Annotated in this window: 17 protein-coding genes; 7 read left to right on the top strand and 10 right to left on the bottom strand. The window is 51.7% G+C overall.

Features of this window, described 5'->3' with window-relative positions; translation table 11 throughout:
• Positions 1 to 8 precede the first annotated feature (8 nt).
• From glpX to tkt, 5 genes are all read right to left on the bottom strand, one after another.
• Positions 9 to 980, bottom strand: a complete 972-nt coding sequence (gene glpX / locus HV229_RS04500; RefSeq protein WP_019077647.1) for a class II fructose-bisphosphatase — start codon at positions 978 to 980, stop codon at positions 9 to 11.
• Positions 977 to 2,254 carry a zinc-binding dehydrogenase gene (locus HV229_RS04495; protein ID WP_065554321.1) on the bottom strand — a complete coding sequence of 426 codons (1,278 nt, stop codon included), beginning with the start codon at positions 2,252 to 2,254 and terminating at the stop codon, positions 977 to 979. Before HV229_RS04495 ends, glpX begins: the two co-directional genes overlap by 4 nt.
• Positions 2,255 to 2,278: 24 nt before the next feature.
• On the bottom strand, positions 2,279 to 3,658 hold the full coding sequence (locus HV229_RS04490; RefSeq protein ID WP_016154384.1) for a PTS mannitol transporter subunit IICB: 1,380 nt from the start codon (positions 3,656 to 3,658) through the stop codon (positions 2,279 to 2,281).
• Between the two features lie 27 nt (positions 3,659 to 3,685).
• Positions 3,686 to 4,129: a PTS mannitol transporter subunit IIA gene (gene cmtB / locus HV229_RS04485; RefSeq protein ID WP_149382396.1), complete on the bottom strand. Its 444-nt coding sequence runs from the start codon at positions 4,127 to 4,129 to the stop codon at positions 3,686 to 3,688.
• A gap of 316 nt (positions 4,130 to 4,445) precedes the next feature.
• Positions 4,446 to 6,437 (bottom strand): transketolase, encoded by a 1,992-nt coding sequence (gene tkt, locus HV229_RS04480; protein WP_016154386.1) that lies wholly within the window; start codon positions 6,435 to 6,437, stop codon positions 4,446 to 4,448.
• 279 nt (positions 6,438 to 6,716) lie between these two features.
• On the opposite strand from tkt, the gene HV229_RS04475 reads away from it, so the two are divergent.
• A complete protein-coding gene (locus tag HV229_RS04475; RefSeq protein WP_103284207.1) occupies positions 6,717 to 7,475 on the top strand; it encodes a M48 family metallopeptidase in 759 nt (252 codons plus the stop codon).
• Between the two features lie 111 nt (positions 7,476 to 7,586).
• On the opposite strand, the gene speB is transcribed toward HV229_RS04475, so the two are convergent.
• The 5 genes from speB to HV229_RS26460 form a co-directional block, all read right to left on the bottom strand.
• The gene (speB, locus tag HV229_RS04470) at positions 7,587 to 8,507 is read right to left on the bottom strand and encodes an agmatinase (protein WP_049282160.1); all 921 of its coding nucleotides are present in this window, start codon (positions 8,505 to 8,507) and stop codon (positions 7,587 to 7,589) included.
• A gap of 132 nt (positions 8,508 to 8,639) precedes the next feature.
• A complete protein-coding gene (locus HV229_RS04465; RefSeq protein ID WP_101700209.1) occupies positions 8,640 to 9,371 on the bottom strand; it encodes a hypothetical protein in 732 nt (243 codons plus the stop codon).
• A 152-nt stretch (positions 9,372 to 9,523) separates the two neighbouring features.
• Positions 9,524 to 11,500, bottom strand: coding sequence for a biosynthetic arginine decarboxylase (gene speA, locus HV229_RS04460; RefSeq protein ID WP_016154389.1), 1,977 nt, complete (start codon positions 11,498 to 11,500; stop codon positions 9,524 to 9,526).
• An 8-nt stretch (positions 11,501 to 11,508) separates the two neighbouring features.
• Complete coding sequence (gene yqgB / locus HV229_RS04455) at positions 11,509 to 11,640, bottom strand: acid stress response protein YqgB (protein ID WP_049041971.1); 132 nt, start codon at positions 11,638 to 11,640, stop codon at positions 11,509 to 11,511.
• A gap of 91 nt (positions 11,641 to 11,731) precedes the next feature.
• Complete coding sequence (locus tag HV229_RS26460) at positions 11,732 to 11,869, bottom strand: hypothetical protein (RefSeq protein ID WP_269149342.1); 138 nt, start codon at positions 11,867 to 11,869, stop codon at positions 11,732 to 11,734.
• A 538-nt stretch (positions 11,870 to 12,407) separates the two neighbouring features.
• Between HV229_RS26460 and metK the strand changes: the two genes are divergently transcribed.
• The 6 genes from metK (at position 12,408) to gshB (ending at position 18,498) form a co-directional block, all read left to right on the top strand.
• Positions 12,408 to 13,562, top strand: a complete 1,155-nt coding sequence (gene metK / locus HV229_RS04445; protein ID WP_003027071.1) for a methionine adenosyltransferase — start codon at positions 12,408 to 12,410, stop codon at positions 13,560 to 13,562.
• 397 nt (positions 13,563 to 13,959) lie between these two features.
• Positions 13,960 to 15,354: a galactose/proton symporter gene (gene galP / locus HV229_RS04440; RefSeq protein WP_016154390.1), complete on the top strand. Its 1,395-nt coding sequence runs from the start codon at positions 13,960 to 13,962 to the stop codon at positions 15,352 to 15,354.
• A gap of 77 nt (positions 15,355 to 15,431) precedes the next feature.
• Positions 15,432 to 15,929: a SprT family zinc-dependent metalloprotease gene (locus tag HV229_RS04435; protein ID WP_016157438.1), complete on the top strand. Its 498-nt coding sequence runs from the start codon at positions 15,432 to 15,434 to the stop codon at positions 15,927 to 15,929.
• A gap of 94 nt (positions 15,930 to 16,023) precedes the next feature.
• On the top strand, positions 16,024 to 16,731 hold the full coding sequence (gene endA, locus HV229_RS04430) for a deoxyribonuclease I (protein ID WP_016154392.1): 708 nt from the start codon (positions 16,024 to 16,026) through the stop codon (positions 16,729 to 16,731).
• Positions 16,732 to 16,806: 75 nt separating this feature from the next.
• Positions 16,807 to 17,538: a 16S rRNA (uracil(1498)-N(3))-methyltransferase gene (gene rsmE / locus HV229_RS04425; RefSeq protein ID WP_016154393.1), complete on the top strand. Its 732-nt coding sequence runs from the start codon at positions 16,807 to 16,809 to the stop codon at positions 17,536 to 17,538.
• 12 nt (positions 17,539 to 17,550) lie between these two features.
• Positions 17,551 to 18,498 carry a glutathione synthase gene (gshB, locus tag HV229_RS04420; RefSeq protein WP_016154394.1) on the top strand — a complete coding sequence of 316 codons (948 nt, stop codon included), beginning with the start codon at positions 17,551 to 17,553 and terminating at the stop codon, positions 18,496 to 18,498.
• The last annotated feature ends 163 nt before the right edge of the window (positions 18,499 to 18,661 follow it).

Here is an 18,661-nt window from a genome sequence, read left to right as displayed (position 1 = left end):
TCGATAAATCACCATGAATGCAGAGAGTCTATTATATTACACGTTCGATCCGCGCCGCCGATCAGTAAAGTTTGCGTGCGCACACCATTCGCAACCTGTTGGATCCCTTTCACAAGATCGCCGCCCGTGACTCCTGTCGCGCTGAATAGGATCTTATTTCCCCCTACCAGTTCGTCCAGCGCGTAGATCCGGTTGATCGCAACGCCCATTTCCGCGCAGCGCTGATGTTCCTGTGCCGCAATCAGACGATTATCTGCGTTATTTCCTTTCGCTTCGCAAAAATCAATCAGTTCAGCCTGCATATCGCCCCCCAGCGCTTTAACCGCACAAGCTGAAATAACCCCTTCAGGCGCGCCGCCAATGGTATACATCAGATCATAAGGATTCTCCTGCATACAGGCCAGCACGCTGGCGGCCACGTCGCCGTCGGACAGAGCAAAGACCTTGACGCCAAGCCGTGTCGCCTCGGCAATCGCTGGTTGAAGGCGCGGCTTATCCAGCGTCACCATCCGCAGTCGCTCCAGCGGTTTACCCAACGCCTCTGCCACATTACGCAGATTATCTGCCAACGGCAGCGCCAGATTAATCGCCCCTTTCGCAAACCGATTAACAACCAGTTTTTTCATGTACATATCAGGAGCGTGTAACAAACTGCCGCGAGGGGCAAACGCCATGACGGCCAGCGCATTGCTTTGCCCCATAGCCACCATTCGGGTTCCTTCAATAGGATCAACGGCGATATCTACCTCAGGTCCGGTGCCGGTTCCCACTTCCTCACCAATCCACAGCATCGGGGCTTGATCAATCTCCCCTTCGCCAATAACGATGCGTCCGCGAATGGCAATACTGTTCAATGCTTCCCGCATTGCCGTCACAGCCAGACCATCAATCTTGTTTTTATCGCCGCACCCGGTTTGCGGCCAGGCTGCCAGTGCAGCCTGCTCCGTGATACGAAATAGCGGCCATGCCAGCGACATCATATCGCCGCCTCCCCGATATCAACGCCAAAGTGTGCCAAAAGGTATTTTTCTGCCTTTTCATTCCAGATACCGTGCGTCTCCTCCACCAGTAGCGCCAGTTCTTTGAATAATGGGTCAGTTTTCCCTTTCTCGGCAAAATCAGCAATGGCGGTTAGTGGCATGATAACGCCGTTATATATCAGCTTCTTACCGCCGGGGATCGCCGGTAAATTCAAAACAGTTTCCGGAACTGCATCAAGGCCGCCAATGTGCGTCACCATAAACGACGGTTGCAGTTGGCCAGTTGCACTGAGTGCAATGGCCTCTTTCATATCATCCGTTGAACCACCGGATGTCCCGACAACGTGAGTGCTGTTGTAGTGCACGTTATAAAAATTAAACGGCACTTTGAAGTTACTGTCCGTAGGACCGGCAAAAAAATTCAGGCAACCATCTTCCGCGAGTAAATCATCAGCCATCTCAACAACTGCAGGCACTGCCGCATACACAAAAACATCATCAAAACCTGCGTCATGAGTTAACGCTCGCAGCATCGCTGTCGGAGAATCCATGCCAGTAGTATTCACATAGATGAGCTCAATCCCCTTTTCTGCCGCCAGCTCAACGGGCAACAGTTTTTTAGCCTGAGCCAGTCGTGCTTCGTCAATGTCGACCACCACCACGCGCGACGGCTGAATATTCCCGTTAATGGCATAATCTATTGCACCAATACCCATCGGCCCGGCGCAGGCCAGAAGCGCAATGTTCCCCCCTGGCTTAATCCCCATGCGATGCTCATAAACGTAAGGCGTGGTGTGAAAATTCGCGTTATACGCGCCAATAATACAGCACATCGGTTCTGCCAATGAGGCGGCGGCAAAATAAGAGCCGTGGTAAGGCAAAACGCATCCCAGGTTAATCGCCACTTCCGGGATAATCATATATGTCGCATTGCCGCCAAAATATTCATAGCTGTATCCCGCTGAATATCCACTTGGCAATCCCATCGCGGGTTGCAACACAAAACGCTGACCTTTCTTATATTTATCCGTCAGGTTTTTTCCCACCTCAACAATAATACCTGCACATTCATGTCCGGTAATCACCGGATGGTTTTCCAGATCGTCCGGTACGCGTTTATGATCGCTCCCCAATGCTGCTGCTTTCCAGGTGGACAAACAAACGCTATCGGATATTACGCTTACTAACAATTCATTATCTGTAATTGCAGGCAGTTCAAATTCGCGGATACGAATATCCTGCTTGCCATATATGGCAGCAACTTTCGTTTTCATATTCACTCCAAAAATATAAGAAGGCTAGTTCGCAGTAATGCGTTTAAATAAATCATCCAACAATGGGTCACCAATATAGTTCTTAATCAGCACTAATGGCTTTTCACTTACACGTTTAACACGACCTTCAAGACTGGCATGGGTGACAATAATATCGGCATCTTGCGGAACGTTTTCGATAGCATAATGCGTCACAGTAATATTCAATCCCGCTTTCTCCAGACGCTTACGAAACGTGGTTGCCCCCATAGCACTGGAACCCATTCCTGCATCACAGACAAAAGCGACGCGTTTAATGTTTTTATAAGAGAATTTCCCTTCCTGCTTCATCGCTTTGACGGTTCTGGCTGATTCAGCAAAGTCATCTTCACTTTCTGTTTCAACGTTCTTTTCCATTTTCAGGATGACAGAGGTAATAACAAAAGTAACAACGGTTCCCGCGGTGACTCCTGCAATGGTCGCGAGGAAAGAACCTTTCGGCGTTAATGCCAGATAGGCGAATATGGATCCTGGGCTTGGCCCCGCAACTAACCCACCGTCCAGCAGGTGGAATACCCACGTCCCGGTCATTCCCCCGGCAATCATCGCGATCAGGGTCAGAGGCTTCATCAGCACATACGGGAAATACAGTTCATGAATACCACCGAGGAAGTGGATAATCATGGCGCCTGGCGCAGACTTTTTACTCATCCCTTTGCCAAAAATAGCAAAGCCGAGTAACAAACCTAATCCCGGCCCTGGGTTAGATGCCACCATGAAGAAAATTGATTTTCCCGTTTCAGAAGCTTGCTGCATCCCCAGCGGATAATACACCCCCTGATCGATGGCATTGTTCAGAAAGAGGATTTTTGCCGGCTCATTGATTACGGATAGCAACGGCAGATAGCCCGCATGAACCAACGCTTCAATACACTCCTTCACGAAATTATTGGCAATGAGAACCGCCGGGCCGATAACTTCAAACCCCAGCAAGCATAAAAGCATTCCCGCAATACCAAGAGAGAAATTATTGATAACCATCTCGAAGCCTGCAGGAATGCGTTTTTCCAGCAGACGGTCGATATGCTTAATCACCCAACCGCCAAGCGGCCCCATTACCATCGCGCCAAGGAACATCGGGATATCCGCGCCCACAATAACGCCAATAGAACCAATGCCCCCCATCACCGCACCACGTTTCCCGCCAACCAGATGTCCCCCAGTGGAGCCAATCATGACGGGCAGTAAATAGGTAATCATCGGACCGACAATTTTGGCGAAATGCTCATTCGGCATCCAACCAGTAGGAATAAATAATGCGGTAATAAAACCCCAGGCAATAAATGCGCCGATGTTGGGAATGACCATTGCAGTCAAAAACCCACCAAAAGCCTGGACTTTGGCACGAGCAGACTTGTTTTCCATAATAATGTCCTGAAAGGAAACCGTTAATTATGCTTGAGCGATAATATCCGCCAATTGTTTTTCTGATTTAGCCGCTAACAAAGCGGTTAGTGCTTCCTCTTCACATAATAATTCGCTTAAGGCCTGAATAGCGCCAATGTGTGAATCAGCATTAGCCGCCGACAATCCGATTAATAATCTGATACCTTCATCGTCTTCGGCAAATTTCACTTCCTGTTTGAGAAGCGTTAATGACATACCGGTTTTTAACGCGCCACACTCCGGTCGAGCGTGCGGCATGGCAACGCCTGGCGCTAAAATATAATAAGGACCATTGTTAGTCGTTGAGTCTTTAATGGCCTGAATATAATTTGAATTGACATAATGATTGGCAAGTAAGGATGACATAGAAAAGTCAATTGCCTCCTGCCAGTTCTTTGCTGAATTTTTTATTGAGATAGATGATTCGGGAAAGTAATCAATCAGCCGCATACATTTTCCTTATTTTATTTTTAGGGTACGAGTTAGCGTTAAAAATAAAATACGCGCACGGCGAAATGAAATCAATCGAGGAGAAAACTACATACAGCGCAGAATGTTTTTTGGTGATGCCTTTAAAAACAATGAATTGAGAAAAGAAATATAAAAGTCAACAGAAATAATGTGATTCAAGCTACAAATATAAAACATCGCTAAATATCATATTTGTGATGCAAATCTACATTTTCGGGTTGCGCACGACCAAATAAATTTAATTACTTTAAAAAAACGGGCCGCATAAGCGACCCGTTTTCACCTGTAATCAAAATTACAGCAGTTCTTTTGCTTTCGCGACAACGTTGTCGACAGTGAAGCCAAACTCTTCAAACAGCAGCTCAGCCGGTGCAGACTCACCAAAGGTAGTCATACCAACGATAGCGCCGTTCAGGCCCACGTATTTGAACCAGTAGTCTGCGATACCCGCTTCCACTGCAACACGTGCGGAAACAGCTTTCGGCAGTACAGACTCGCGATAAGCGGCATCCTGTTTGTCGAACGCGTCGGTAGACGGCATGGAAACCACGCGCGCTTTAACGCCTTCAGCGGTCAGTTTGTCCCAGGCAGCCACAGCCAGCTCAACTTCAGAACCGGTAGCGATGAAGATCAGTTCCGGCTGACCGGCGCAATCTTTCAGCACGTAACCACCGCGCGCGATGTTCGCCAGCTGCTCTTCGGTACGTTCCTGCTGTGCCAGGTTCTGGCGGGAGAGGATCAGCGCGGTTGGACCGTCCTGACGCTCTACACCGTATTTCCATGCAACGGCAGATTCAACCTGGTCACACGGACGCCAGGTGCTCATGTTCGGGGTCACACGCAGCGAAGCTACCTGCTCTACCGGCTGGTGAGTCGGGCCATCTTCGCCCAGACCGATGGAGTCGTGGGTATAGACCATCACCTGACGCTGTTTCATCAGCGCAGCCATACGCACCGCGTTACGGGCATATTCCACAAACATCAGGAAGGTGGAGGTGTACGGCAGGAAGCCACCGTGCAGAGAGATACCGTTAGCGATAGCGGTCATACCGAATTCACGTACACCGTAATGGATGTAGTTACCGGCAGTATCTTCATTGATAGCTTTAGAACCAGACCACAGAGTCAGGTTACTTGGTGCCAAGTCAGCGGAGCCGCCGAGGAATTCAGGCAGCAGAGGACCAAACGCTTCAATCGCGTTCTGAGACGCTTTACGGCTGGCGATTTTCGCCGGGTTAGCCTGCAGCTTAGCAATGAACTCGTTCGCTTTTGCGTCGAAGTCAGACGGCATTTCACCTTTCATACGACGGGTGAATTCAGCGGCTTCCTGCGGGAAGGCTTTCGCATAAGCAGCGAACTTCTCGTTCCATGCAGCTTCTTTTGCCTGGCCTGCTTCTTTCGCATCCCACTGCGCGTAGATTTCAGACGGAATTTCAAACGGCGCGTATTTCCAGCCCAGCTGTTCGCGGGTCAGTGCGATTTCTGCATCACCCAGCGGCGCACCGTGAGAGTCGTGGGTACCAGCTTTATTCGGGGAACCGAAACCGATGATGGTTTTGCACATCAGCAGGGACGGTTTGTCGGTCACAGCGCGAGCTTCTTCAACTGCGCGCTTAATCGCGTCAGCATCGTGACCATCAACGCCACGAACCACGTGCCAGCCGTAAGCTTCGAAACGCTTAGCGGTGTCATCGGTGAACCAGCCTTCAACGTGGCCATCGATAGAGATGCCGTTGTCATCGTAGAACGCTACCAGTTTACCCAGCTTCAGCGTACCGGCCAGGGAACATACCTCGTGAGAGATACCTTCCATCATGCAGCCGTCGCCCATGAAAGCATAGGTGAAGTGGTCAACGATGTCGTGACCAGGACGGTTAAACTGCGCCGCCAGCGTTTTTTCGGCGATAGCCATACCCACAGCATTCGCAATGCCCTGACCCAGAGGACCGGTAGTGGTTTCAACACCCGCGGTGTAACCCACTTCCGGGTGACCCGGCGTTTTGGAATGCAGCTGACGGAAGTTCTGCAGCTCGGACATCGGCAGATCGTAGCCGGTGAGGTGCAGCAGGCTGTAAATCAGCATGGAGCCGTGACCGTTGGACAGCACGAAGCGGTCACGGTCAGCCCAGGACGGGTTAGTCGGGTTGTGGTTCAGGAAATCACGCCACAGGACTTCGGCAATGTCAGCCATACCCATCGGGGCACCCGGGTGACCGGATTTGGCTTTCTGTACTGCGTCCATGCTCAGCGCACGAATAGCATTGGCAAGCTCTTTACGTGAGGACATTTTGACTCCAGATCGGATAATGAAGGCTGAGCCCTTAACGACTTGACGACAGCGCGTTTTGGGCTACGCCGGAAAAAAGTGCCAACAATGTAACCCAAGCCGCGTGTCATGTACATGGAGCATCCTTTTACCGCTTCAGAAATCTCTGGATCATGCGCGCAAGTTGCGCAATCTTCTCGCCCACTGAATGTTCTTTTCTTTATACTAAGGCCGAGCGTCGGTTTACCTGCAAGCGACGCATTTTTTAGAAAAATCCTGACTTTGTGCGGAAGAGAAAAAATGAAAATTCGCGCTTTACTGCTTGCTACGAGCATGGCGGCGGCATTGACCGGCTGCCAGAACATGGACTCAAACGGACTGCTTTCTTCTGGCGCAGAGGCTTTTCAGGCCTATAGTCTGAGCGATACTCAGGTAAAAGCGCTGAGCGATCAGGCCTGTAAAGATATGGACAGCAAGGCTACTATCGCCCCTGCCAGCAGCGAGTACGCAACGCGTCTTGGCAAAATCGCCGCCGCGCTTGGCGACAACATTAACGGCCAGCCGGTGAACTACAAAGTCTATATGGCGAAAGATGTGAATGCCTTTGCCATGGCGAACGGTTGTATCCGCGTGTACAGCGGCCTGATGGATATGATGACCGATAACGAAGTCGAAGCGGTGATCGGCCACGAAATGGGCCACGTCGCGCTAGGTCATGTGAAAAAAGGCATGCAGGTCGCGCTGGGCACTAACGCCGTACGTGCAGCAGCGGCTTCCGCTGGCGGCATTGTCGGCAGCCTGTCGCAGTCGCAATTGGGCGATCTTGGCGAGAAACTGGTGAACTCGCAGTTCTCCCAGCGTCAGGAATCCGAAGCGGATGATTACTCGTATGATTTGTTGCGCAAACGTGGGATCAATCCGGCAGGACTGGCCACCAGCTTTGAGAAACTGGCTAAACTGGAAACAGGACGCCAAAGCTCAATGTTTGACGATCACCCGGCATCTGCAGAACGTGCGCAACACATTCGCGATCGCATGAGCGCAGACGGGATAAAATAATCCTCGAACAGTGCCGGATGGCGGCGTGAACGCCTTATCCGGCCTACAAATTCAGCAATAATGTAGGCCGGACTAGCGTCAGCGACATCCGGCAAAATAGTCCGAAACCCGTTATTCGCCTTTCTTCGCCGCCTGGATATACAGCATTTCCAGTGCCAGCGTAGCCGCCGCCAGCGCGGTGATCTCTGACTGATCGTAGGCCGGAGCCACTTCCACCACATCCATCCCGACGATATTCAGATCTTTCAGACCACGTACCAGCTTGATCGCGCGATCGGAAGTCAGACCGCCGATCACGGGCGTACCGGTTCCTGGAGCAAACGCCGGATCGAGGCAGTCGATATCAAAGGTCAGATACACCGGCATATCACCAACAATCTGCTTAACCTGGGCGATGACGTCATCTACGCCGCGATCGTTCACCTGGCAAGCATCCAGCACGGTAAAGCCGTTATCTTTGTCGAACTCGGTACGAATACCGATCTGCACAGAGTGATTCGGATCGATCAGACCTTCGTTCGGCGCAGTGTAGAACATGGTACCGTGGTCGAATTCACAGCCGTTAGCGTAGGTGTCGGTGTGGGCATCAAAGTGCACCAGCGCCATTTTACCAAAGTGTTTAGCGTGCGCGCGCAGGAGCGGCAGCGTGACGAAGTGGTCACCGCCGAAAGAGAGCATGCGCTTACCGGCAGAAAGCAACTTCTCAGCATGCGCCTGCAGTTTTTCACTCATTTCACGGGCATCACCGAACGCATAAACCAGATCGCCGCAGTCCACCACGTTCAGACGCTCGCGCATATCGAAGTCCCACGGGAAGCGATTGTGTTCCCACGCCAGGTTAGTGGAAACCTGACGGATCGCAGCCGGACCATGACGACCGCCCGCGCGGCCAGACGTTGCCATATCAAACGGTACGCCGGTGATCACCCAATCGGCGTCGCTGTCATACGGCATGAAGTTCATCGGCAGACGCAAAAAACCAAAGGCGTTAGAAACCAGGGAGTTGTCGTATTGATGACCTAAGGTGCTCATGGCAAAAACCTCATATTCGTCGGTATAAAAAAACCCTTCCGCGTCGTTAGGCCCGACGAGGAAGGGTTAGATTTTTTAAAACAGATTTTGTGTAATTATCGCCTTAAAACTTCCCCGCTTCAAGCAGCGCTTTTATTGACGACATGGCGGCGGGGCATAACCATTACTGTCCGCCGGGAATGCCTGCGCAGAGCAAGGCGGGAGCGTTTTAACGACCAGGCCCTGCAAAGCAAATGCGGCGAAACCAATCACTCCGATGTTGCGCTTGTCACCCTGCGCAGAGTTAGCGGCGTAGGAGTTTGAAGCATCAGAAAACCGAAATTCGGCTTCAGTATACTTATCTTTTCGGAACCCTTTGATTGCCAGCGAATCTCCCGCATTAACAATATAACCGCTGTTATTCAGCGAACCAGGTTTGCCGTTAAGTACATCAAGCCCATCTACAGTCGCGACGATTTCATAGTTCGTATCTCGACTGTGATTGCGCACATACAATTGATAATTTGTCCCCACCCTGGCAGGAAGACTATATTGCCATTGCCCAACAGAAGAGTTGTAAAGACGGGTAATAGGGATAGAATTAAAATTAGCATCGCGAACAGCATATTCCAAATCACTAATGCGTATGCTGTATACTCTATCGTAACCCGTCGAATACTTTGCAGAATAATTTATTAATATGACTTCGGCAGGGTCGCGCTCCGCACGTTCTACAGATACGCCCGTTACCGTTGAGTGCACGTCGCCGCCCCAGGCCGTTCCCACGCCTGGCGAAGGTGCACTGCTATAATATGCAGGCACGGAACAGCCACCAGCAAGTAAAAAAATTACGGCAAAAAACACGTTCCACTTAAATCCCTTCATCTCGATTCCTTTTCTGTTTCCGAGTTATTACATCGGCAACAGTAGAGTTCTAAAAAGATAAAAGAAAGAGTTGCCACCATATTTCAGATTTCATTAATAAAAAAAGAGCCGGTTTATATAAATAAGCCGGCTCTCAAGCAGATATATCTTAATTACTCGTCTTCGAGATAGGTGTATCCGTACAGACCTGCCTCAAACTCTTCGAGGAACTGCTGCTGCAACTCGGTATCCAGATCGGTGTTTTTCACCTGGTCACGGAACTGCGTTAGCAAGGTGTTCGGATCCAACTGCACGTATTGCAGCATATCCGCCACGGTATCCCCTTCGTCAGACAGCTCAACCTCCACGCTGCCGTCAGGGAAGACGAACACGTCAACCGCTTCGGTATCACCGAACAGGTTGTGCATGTTGCCAAGGATCTCCTGGTACGCACCCACCATAAAGAAGCCCAGCATCGGCGGGTTCTCCGGGTCGTATTCCGGCATCGGCATGGTGGTCGCAATGCCGTCACCATCAACATAGTGGTCGATAGCGCCATCAGAGTCACAGGTGATATCCAGCAGCACCGCACGGCGCTCAGGAGCCTTGTTCAGCCCTTCCAGCGGCATCACCGGGAACAGCTGATCGATCCCCCACGCATCCGGCATCGACTGGAACAGCGAGAAGTTGACGTAAATCTTATCCGCCATACGTTCCTGCAACTCGTCGATAATCGGACGGTGCGCGCGGTTGCTCGGGTCGAGTTGTTTTTGCACATCGTGACACATGTTCAGATAGAGCTGTTCTGCCCACGCGCGTTCCTGCAGGCTAAAGGTTCCTGAAGAGTACCCAACGTGAATATCGTGCAGATCCATCTGGCTGTCGTGCAGCCATTCACGCAGCGAACGACGGGTTCCCGGCTCATGCATCTCTTGCCAGGTTTCCCACATGCTTTGCAGGGCACGCGGCGCATCGTCAGCCGGAGGCGTTGCTTCGGTATGCTCGCTACGCTCAACGCCGATAATATTAGACACCAGCACGGTATGATGCGCGGTAACAGCGCGACCGGATTCGGTAATTACCGTCGGGTGCGGCAGACCGTGCTCTTCACAGGCGTCGCCAATGGCCCAGATGATGTTGTTCGCGTATTCGTTCAGGCCGTAGTTTACGGAGCAGTCAGACTGCGAACGGGTACCTTCGTAGTCCACGCCCAGGCCACCGCCCACGTCGAAGCACTGGATATTTACGCCAAGCTTGTGCAGCTCAACGTAGAAACGCGCCGACTCACGTACGCCGGTGGCAATATCACGAATGTTCGCCATCTGTGAGCCGAGGTGGAAGTGCAGCAACTGAATACTGTCCAGACGACCGCGCTCGCGCAGCATTTCTACCAGTTGCAGCACCTGGTTTGCCGCCAGGCCGAATTTCGATTTCTCTCCGCCGGAGGACTGCCATTTGCCGGACCCTTGCGACGCCAGACGCGCACGCACGCCCAGACGCGGAACAACATTCAGTCGTTCAGCTTCATCCAGCACGATAGCGATTTCAGACATCTTCTCGATGACCAGATAGATCTTATGGCCCATCTTTTCGCCAATTAGCGCCAGGCGGATGTATTCGCGGTCTTTATAGCCGTTACACACGATCACGCTGCGGGTCATTCCGGCATGAGCCAGAACGGCCATCAGTTCAGCTTTAGAACCGGCTTCCAGCCCCAGCGGTTCGCCGGAGTGGATCAGCGATTCAATCACGCGACGGTGCTGGTTAACCTTGATCGGGTAAACGAGGAAATAGTCACCGTTGTAGCCGTAAGACTCACGGGCGCGCTTAAACGCGGCGTTAATCGAACGCAGACGGTGTTGCAGGATCTGCGGGAAGCAGAACAATGCAGGCAAACGCTGGCCCTGCGCTTCACGGGCTTTCACCAACTCAGCAAGGTCAACGCGCGCTTCTGGTACGTCGGGATCCGGGCACACGCTGATGTGGCCCAGTTCATTGACGTCATAGTAGTTATTACCCCACCAGGCAATATTGTAAGTACGCAGCATCTTGCTGGCTTCCTGGGAACTCATTGCAACCTCCTGCATGGAGCGTAGTACACCGTGTTCGCCTGCTGACGAAGGCGAACCCAAAGAAATGTCGTCAGACATAGCGAACCTCAAATTTTATTAACAAGTGTAAAACAGTTGACTACTATCGCAATCCGAAGACGCGATAACAACCCAAATACAGGCAGAATTTCCAGCAGATAGTGCTGACGCTCCGACTGTGCGACCGGTTTCTTTTTCATATCAATGTAAACACGTAACCGAACTTAATGCTGACGGTTCGGCGAAACCACGAGAAAACTCTTGTTTACCAAGAGCGCCCTTGTTCAGTTCTTAGTGACCGTTGCCGGCCCTGGAGTCCTGAGAAGCGCCGAGATGGGTATAACATCGGCAGGTATGCAAGATGCAGATTGCGGGGGACATATGTACACCAGAACGGTGCGACAGATTCAGCAGAATACAACGGTTCATTATCTCGTATCACCTCCACGGTTGCTCCTGACGGAACGAACCCACAAGCCAAAGCTAAAGTTTTAACCCGGCTGGAAGTGGCAACACGATGAAAACGTCGTGTGCTTTTTTGTCTATCCTCAATAAATCGAGTTGCGGGAAGGCGGCAACGCAGTGAATCCCCGGGCGCTTACAGGAGTAAGTGACTGGGCGAGTATTGCCAACGCACATGCAACTTGAAGTATGACGGATATGAGCCGCGCGCCGCGTTTTATACCGACAACAGTACGAAAAAGCAAAAGATAAATACGCGCATTGCCAGCACCGTCAGGAAAAATTTCCAGTTACATTTTCAGTACAATGCGAGCTCAATCAAAAAAAGCTGGAAATCAGGCGCAGAACCGCCTTAAAATAGCCGTCCAGATGTTAATCCATCTATACCGATTAACACTCAGACTGCCAGTGTCCGTCATCTGCAGACTCATGGTAGAATCTTCTACACATGGCTATTCCACTCGACAGTTTGAGCTAACTACATTCTCCTTAGGTGAAATTAAATATGGCAAAACACCTTTTTACGTCCGAGTCCGTATCAGAAGGGCATCCTGACAAAATCGCTGACCAAATCTCTGATGCCGTGCTGGATGCAATCCTGGAGCAGGATCCGAAAGCACGCGTTGCCTGCGAAACCTACGTCAAAACCGGTATGGTTTTAGTTGGCGGTGAGATCACCACCAGCGCATGGGTTGATATCGAAGAGATCACCCGTAACACGGTTCGCGAAATTGGCTATGTGCATTCCGACATGGGCTTTGATGCCAACTCTTGTGCGGTACTGAGCGCGATTGGTAAACAGTCTCCGGACATCAACCAGGGTGTTGACCGTGCGGATCCGCTGGAACAGGGCGCAGGCGACCAGGGTCTGATGTTTGGTTATGCAACCAACGAAACCGACGTGCTGATGCCAGCCCCGATTACCTATGCTCACCGTCTGGTGCAGCGTCAGGCTGAAGTGCGTAAAAACGGCACCTTATCCTGGCTGCGCCCGGATGCAAAAAGCCAGGTAACCTTCCAGTATGACGACGGTAAAATCGTCGGTATCGATGCGGTTGTTCTGTCGACTCAGCACTCTGAAGATATCGATCAGAAATCGCTGCAAGAAGCCGTTATGGAAGAGATCATCAAGCCGGTACTGCCGACTGAATGGCTGACAGCTTCAACCAAGTTCTTCATCAACCCAACTGGTCGTTTCGTTATCGGCGGTCCAATGGGTGACTGCGGTCTGACGGGTCGTAAAATCATCGTTGATACCTACGGCGGCATGGCCCGTCACGGCGGCGGCGCATTCTCTGGTAAGGATCCGTCTAAAGTTGACCGTTCCGCAGCTTATGCAGCCCGCTACGTAGCGAAAAACATCGTTGCCGCTGGCCTGGCTGACCGTTGTGAGATTCAGGTTTCCTACGCAATCGGCGTGGCTGAACCGACCTCTATCATGGTGGAAACGTTCGGTACTGAAAAAGTGCCTTCAGAACAGCTGACCCTGCTGGTGCGTGAGTTCTTCGACCTGCGCCCGTATGGCCTGATTCAGATGCTGGATCTGCTGCACCCAATTTACAAAGAAACCGCCGCTTACGGTCACTTTGGTCGCGAACATTTCCCATGGGAAAAAACCGACAAAGCCGCCCTGCTGCGTGAAGCTGCCGGTCTGAAGTAATTCCCCGACGGCTCAATGCTTATGAAGACCAGCCTCATGCTGGTCTTTTTTATGTCATTTGCTCTCCCATCCCCCATCGCTATAACCACGCTAATTTCATTTGCTTCAATAACAAATGAAAGCGATTACATAGCACAGTATTTCTATCTACCTTGAATTCACATCTCTTCGTTACCAGCATTGCATCACTGTTACATCATATTTCAGCAATGTCTTAAAATCAGCCAATCAACTTTATTCTATAATAATAAATAATGTTAACTTTCAACTCATTAAACAATAATCCACATGAATGCCAGTGTAACCGATTACACTAATGTGATGTGATTCGCATTTTTTTACCCCGTACTCACCTACCCTTAACATCAACAAAACTAGCTACCCAACGGAGGGCATCATGCCTGACAATAAAAAAACGGGGCATTCCAACAAAGCCATGACATTTTTTGTCTGCTTCCTGGCAGCCCTGGCTGGATTACTTTTTGGCCTGGATATCGGTGTTATTGCCGGTGCTTTACCATTCATCACCGACGAGTTCCAAATTACCCCACACACTCAGGAATGGGTGGTGAGTTCCATGATGTTTGGTGCGGCAGTGGGCGCCGTCGGCAGCGGTTGGCTCTCCTTTAAGCTGGGGCGTAAAAAAAGCCTGATGATCGGCGCAATCCTGTTTGTTGCCGGTTCGCTGTTCTCCGCCGCAGCGCCAAACGTTGAAGTGCTGCTGGTTTCCCGCGTGCTGCTCGGCCTGGCAGTCGGCGTTGCGTCTTATACCGCACCGTTGTACTTGTCCGAAATCGCCCCGGAAAAAATTCGCGGCAGCATGATTTCTATGTATCAGTTAATGATCACCATCGGTATTTTAGGTGCGTATCTTTCCGATACGGCATTTAGCTACAGCGGCGCATGGCGCTGGATGCTGGGCGTGATCATCATCCCTGCCCTGTTACTGCTGGTTGGCGTCATCTTCCTGCCGGACAGCCCGCGTTGGTTTGCGGCTAAACGTCGTTTTGTCGATGCCGAACGCGTTCTGTTGCGTCTGCGTGACACCAGCGCTGAAGCCAAACGCGAGCTGGATGAAATTCGTGAAAGCCTGCAAGTGAAGCAGAGCGGCTGGGCGCTGTTTAAAGAAAACAGCAACTTCCGCCGCGCAGTTTTCCTTGGCGTTCTATTACAGGTGATGCAGCAGTTCACCGGGATGAACGTCATTATGTATTACGCGCCAAAAATCTTTGAGCTGGCGGGTTACACCAACACCACCGAACAGATGTGGGGGACCGTTATTGTCGGTCTGACCAACGTGCTGGCAACCTTTATCGCCATTGGCCTGGTTGACCGCTGGGGCCGAAAACCTACGCTGATCCTCGGCTTTATCGTCATGGCCGTCGGTATGGGCGTGCTGGGTACAATGATGCACGTGGGTATTCACTCGCCAGCCGCACAATACTTCGCTGTCCTGATGCTGCTAATGTTTATCGTTGGCTTTGCGATGAGCGCCGGTCCGCTGATTTGGGTACTGTGCTCTGAAATCCAGCCGCTGAAAGGTCGCGATTTCGGCATCACCTGCTCTACCGCAACTAACTGGATTGCCAACATGATTGTCGGCGCAACCTTCCTGACGATGCTGAACTCGCTGGGCAGCGCCAACACCTTCTGGGTCTACGGTGGCCTGAACGTACTGTTCATCTTCCTGACCCTGTGGCTGATCCCTGAAACTAAAAACGTCTCTCTGGAACACATTGAACGTAACCTGATGAAAGGTCGTAAACTGCGCGAAATTGGCGCACACGACTAATCTCGTTAGGCTTCCTCCCCCGTGGGAGGGAGCCTTCCTCTTGCAGTCCCTTCCCTGTCGCACTATCCTCTGGCGTTATGAAAACCTCCCGTCTCCCGATCGCCATCCAGCAAGCCGTTATGCGCAGCCTGCGGGAAAAACTCGCTCAGGCCAATCTCAAGCTCGAACGCCAATACCCGGAACCAAAGCTGGTTTACCAACAGCGCGGAACCGCCGCGGGTACCGCGTGGCTACAAACCTACGAAATTCGTCTTAATCCAGTTTTGCTGATGGAGAATGTTGACGCGTTCGTTAACGAAGTGGTGCCCCATGAACTGGCGCATCTACTGGTGTGGAAACACTTTGGCCGCGTACCGCCGCACGGGAAAGAGTGGAAATGGATGATGGAGAGCGTGCTGGGCGTACCGGCCCGGCGCACGCATCAGTTTGAGCTGCAATCCGTGCAGCGTAAGACCTTTACATACCGCTGTAAGTGTCAGGAGCACCAACTGACCGTCCGCCGCCATAACCGCGTTGTACGCGGCGAAGCCACCTACCGCTGCGTTCACTGCGGTGAACCGCTGGTTGCAGAATAATCTTCAGAATTATCAGGAACTTTTCTGATCTAACTGATTGCATACAGGAATGACTTTCGCTACGTTGCGGGCTCGTTTTGACACGGAGTTCGTGATGTACCGTAATCTTTCTTTTGCTGCGGCCCTGTTAGCCGCTGCGTTTTCAGGCTCGGTTTTAGCCGAAGGCATCAACAGTTTTTCTCAGGCAAAAGCAGCAGGCGTTAAAGTTAACGCCGATGCGCCAGGCGATTTCTATTGCGGATGTAAAATTAACTGGCAAGGAAAAAAAGGGGTCGTTGACCTCGAATCCTGCGGCTATAAAGTGCGAAAAAATGAAAACCGCGCCAGTCGAATTGAATGGGAACACGTTGTCCCCGCCTGGCAATTTGGTCATCAGCGCCAGTGCTGGCAGGACGGAGGGCGTAAAAACTGCGCTAAAGATCCGGTCTATCGCAAAATGGAAAGCGATATGCATAACCTGCAGCCCGCGGTGGGTGAGGTCAATGGCGATCGCGCAAACTTTATGTACAGCCAGTGGAACGGTGGTGAAGGCCAATATGGACAATGCACCATGAAGGTTGACTTCAAAGAGAAAGTTGCCGAGCCGCCAGCCCGCGCCCGTGGCGCCATCGCGCGTACCTATTTTTACATGCGCGACCAATACAACCTGACGCTCTCCCGCCAGCAAACTCAGCTTTTTAATGCCTGGAATAAGCAGTATCCGGTCACCGATTGGGAGTGTGAGCGCGACGAACGCATTGCGAAGGTACAGGGGAACCATAACCCCTATGTGCAACGCGCTTGCCAGGCGCAAAAGAGCTAACCTACACTAGCAGCAATATTTTTTAACCATGCCCTGGCCTTTTGCAGCCCAGGGCCATGACGCGGATGTTTAACTATGCGCATTCCTCGCATTTATCACCCTGAGCCACTCACTTCCGGCAGCCAAATTTCACTGTGTGAAGATGCAGCCAACCATATCGGCCGCGTACTGCGTATGGGGCCAGGCCAGGCGCTACAGCTGTTTGATGGCAGCAATCAGGTATTCGACGCCGAAATCACCCACGCCAGTAAGAAAAGCGTGGACGTGAAGGTGCTTAACGCTGAACTCGACGATCGAGAATCGCCGCTGCACATCCACCTGGGCCAGGTGATGTCGCGGGGTGAAAAAATGGAATTTACTATCCAAAAATCGATTGAACTGGGTGTAAGCCTCATTACGCCACTTTTTTCTGAGCGCTGCGGCGTTAAACTGGACAGCGAACGCCTGAACAAGAAGCTCCAGCAGTGGCAGAAAATCGCCATTGCCGCCTGCGAACAGTGCGGTCGTAATCGGGTGCCTGAAATTCGCCCGGCGATGGATCTGGAAGCGTGGTGCGCCGAACAAGATGAAGGTCTGAAACTGAACCTGCATCCCCGCGCCAGCGCCAGCATCAATACGCTGCCGCTCCCGGTGGAACGCATCCGCTTGCTGATTGGCCCCGAAGGTGGGCTGTCGGCAGATGAAATTGCCATGACCGCACGATATCAATTTACTGATATTCTGTTAGGACCTCGCGTTCTGCGTACTGAGACAACTGCGCTCACCGCCATCACCGCGCTACAGGTGCGTTTTGGCGATCTGGGCTAACGGAGAAGAACAATGATCAAGCTCGGCATCGTGATGGATCCCATCGCAAGCATCAACATCAAGAAAGATTCCAGCTTCGCTATGCTGCTGGAAGCGCAACGTCGCGGTTACGAAATTCATTATATGGAAATGGCCGATCTCTATCTTATCAACGGTGAAGCCCGCGCCCGTACGCGTACCCTGAGCGTAGAGCAGAACTACGACAAATGGTATGAGTTCAATAGCGAGCAGGATCTCCCGCTGGCAGATCTGGACGTCATTCTGATGCGTAAGGATCCGCCGTTTGATACCGAGTTCATCTACGCAACCTATATTCTGGAACGTGCAGAGGAGAAAGGGACGCTAATCGTCAACAAACCGCAGAGCCTGCGCGATTGTAACGAGAAGCTGTTCACCGCATGGTTTGCCGACCTGACGCCGGAAACGCTGGTCACGCGTAACAAAGCGCAGCTGAAAGCCTTCTGGCAAAAACACAGCGACATCATTCTCAAACCGCTGGACGGCATGGGCGGCGCATCTATTTTCCGCGTGAAGGAAGGCGATCCGAACCTTGGCGTTATTGCCGAAACACTGACCGAGCACGGTACCCGTTATTGCATGGCGCAGAACTATCTGCCGGCAATTAAAGACGGCGATAAACGCGTGCTGGTGGTCGATGGCGAACCCGTTCCGTACTGCCTGGCGCGTATTCCACAAGGCGGCGAAACCCGTGGCAACCTGGCAGCCGGCGGTCGTGGCGAGCCGCGTCCATTAACCGACAGCGACTGGGAAATTGCACGTCGCATTGGGCCAACGCTGAAAGCAAAAGGTTTGATTTTTGTCGGTCTGGATATCATTGGCGACCGTCTGACGGAAATTAACGTCACCAGCCCAACCTGTATTCGTGAAATTGAAGCGGAGTTCCCGGTTTCGATTACCGGTATGCTGATGGACGCCATCGAGGCACGTTTGCAGAAATAAATAAGTTGCCGGATGGCGATGCCTTCGCGTCTTATCCGGCCTACATTTGCACCCCGTAGGCCGGATAAGGCAAAGCTGCCATCCGGCAAAGCTATCTTCAGAGGGTGACATCTTCGCGCTTTGCCCACATACTGGGCTCTGTTGCTTTTTTGAACCAGGAAAC

Source organism: Citrobacter sp. RHBSTW-00524 (genome assembly GCF_013747755.1).
Classification (GTDB): domain Bacteria; phylum Pseudomonadota; class Gammaproteobacteria; order Enterobacterales; family Enterobacteriaceae; genus Citrobacter; species Citrobacter braakii.
Note: the sequence above shows the minus strand (reverse complement) of the source record. Positions and strands in the feature narration are given on the sequence as shown.

Bases quoted from the DNA above. Each gene is read 5' to 3' on its own strand.
- HV229_RS04435 (WP_016157438.1), top strand. From the start codon at position 15,432: ATGAAAACCTCCCGTCTCCCGATCGCCATCCAGCAAGCCGTTATGCGC.
- galP (WP_016154390.1), top strand. From the start codon at position 13,960: ATGCCTGACAATAAAAAAACGGGGCATTCCAACAAAGCCATGACATTT.
- rsmE (WP_016154393.1), top strand. From the start codon at position 16,807: ATGCGCATTCCTCGCATTTATCACCCTGAGCCACTCACTTCCGGCAGC.
- glpX (WP_019077647.1), bottom strand. From the start codon at position 980: ATGATGTCGCTGGCATGGCCGCTATTTCGTATCACGGAGCAGGCTGCA.
- HV229_RS04495 (WP_065554321.1), bottom strand. From the start codon at position 2,254: ATGAAAACGAAAGTTGCTGCCATATATGGCAAGCAGGATATTCGTATC.
- cmtB (WP_149382396.1), bottom strand. From the start codon at position 4,129: ATGCGGCTGATTGATTACTTTCCCGAATCATCTATCTCAATAAAAAAT.
- HV229_RS04490 (WP_016154384.1), bottom strand. From the start codon at position 3,658: ATGGAAAACAAGTCTGCTCGTGCCAAAGTCCAGGCTTTTGGTGGGTTT.
- HV229_RS04465 (WP_101700209.1), bottom strand. From the start codon at position 9,371: ATGAAGGGATTTAAGTGGAACGTGTTTTTTGCCGTAATTTTTTTACTT.
- speA (WP_016154389.1), bottom strand. From the start codon at position 11,500: ATGTCTGACGACATTTCTTTGGGTTCGCCTTCGTCAGCAGGCGAACAC.
- yqgB (WP_049041971.1), bottom strand. From the start codon at position 11,640: ATGAAAAAGAAACCGGTCGCACAGTCGGAGCGTCAGCACTATCTGCTG.
- gshB (WP_016154394.1), top strand. From the start codon at position 17,551: ATGATCAAGCTCGGCATCGTGATGGATCCCATCGCAAGCATCAACATC.
- speB (WP_049282160.1), bottom strand. From the start codon at position 8,507: ATGAGCACCTTAGGTCATCAATACGACAACTCCCTGGTTTCTAACGCC.
- metK (WP_003027071.1), top strand. From the start codon at position 12,408: ATGGCAAAACACCTTTTTACGTCCGAGTCCGTATCAGAAGGGCATCCT.
- HV229_RS04475 (WP_103284207.1), top strand. From the start codon at position 6,717: ATGAAAATTCGCGCTTTACTGCTTGCTACGAGCATGGCGGCGGCATTG.
- tkt (WP_016154386.1), bottom strand. From the start codon at position 6,437: ATGTCCTCACGTAAAGAGCTTGCCAATGCTATTCGTGCGCTGAGCATG.
- HV229_RS26460 (WP_269149342.1), bottom strand. From the start codon at position 11,869: ATGAACCGTTGTATTCTGCTGAATCTGTCGCACCGTTCTGGTGTACAT.
- endA (WP_016154392.1), top strand. From the start codon at position 16,024: ATGTACCGTAATCTTTCTTTTGCTGCGGCCCTGTTAGCCGCTGCGTTT.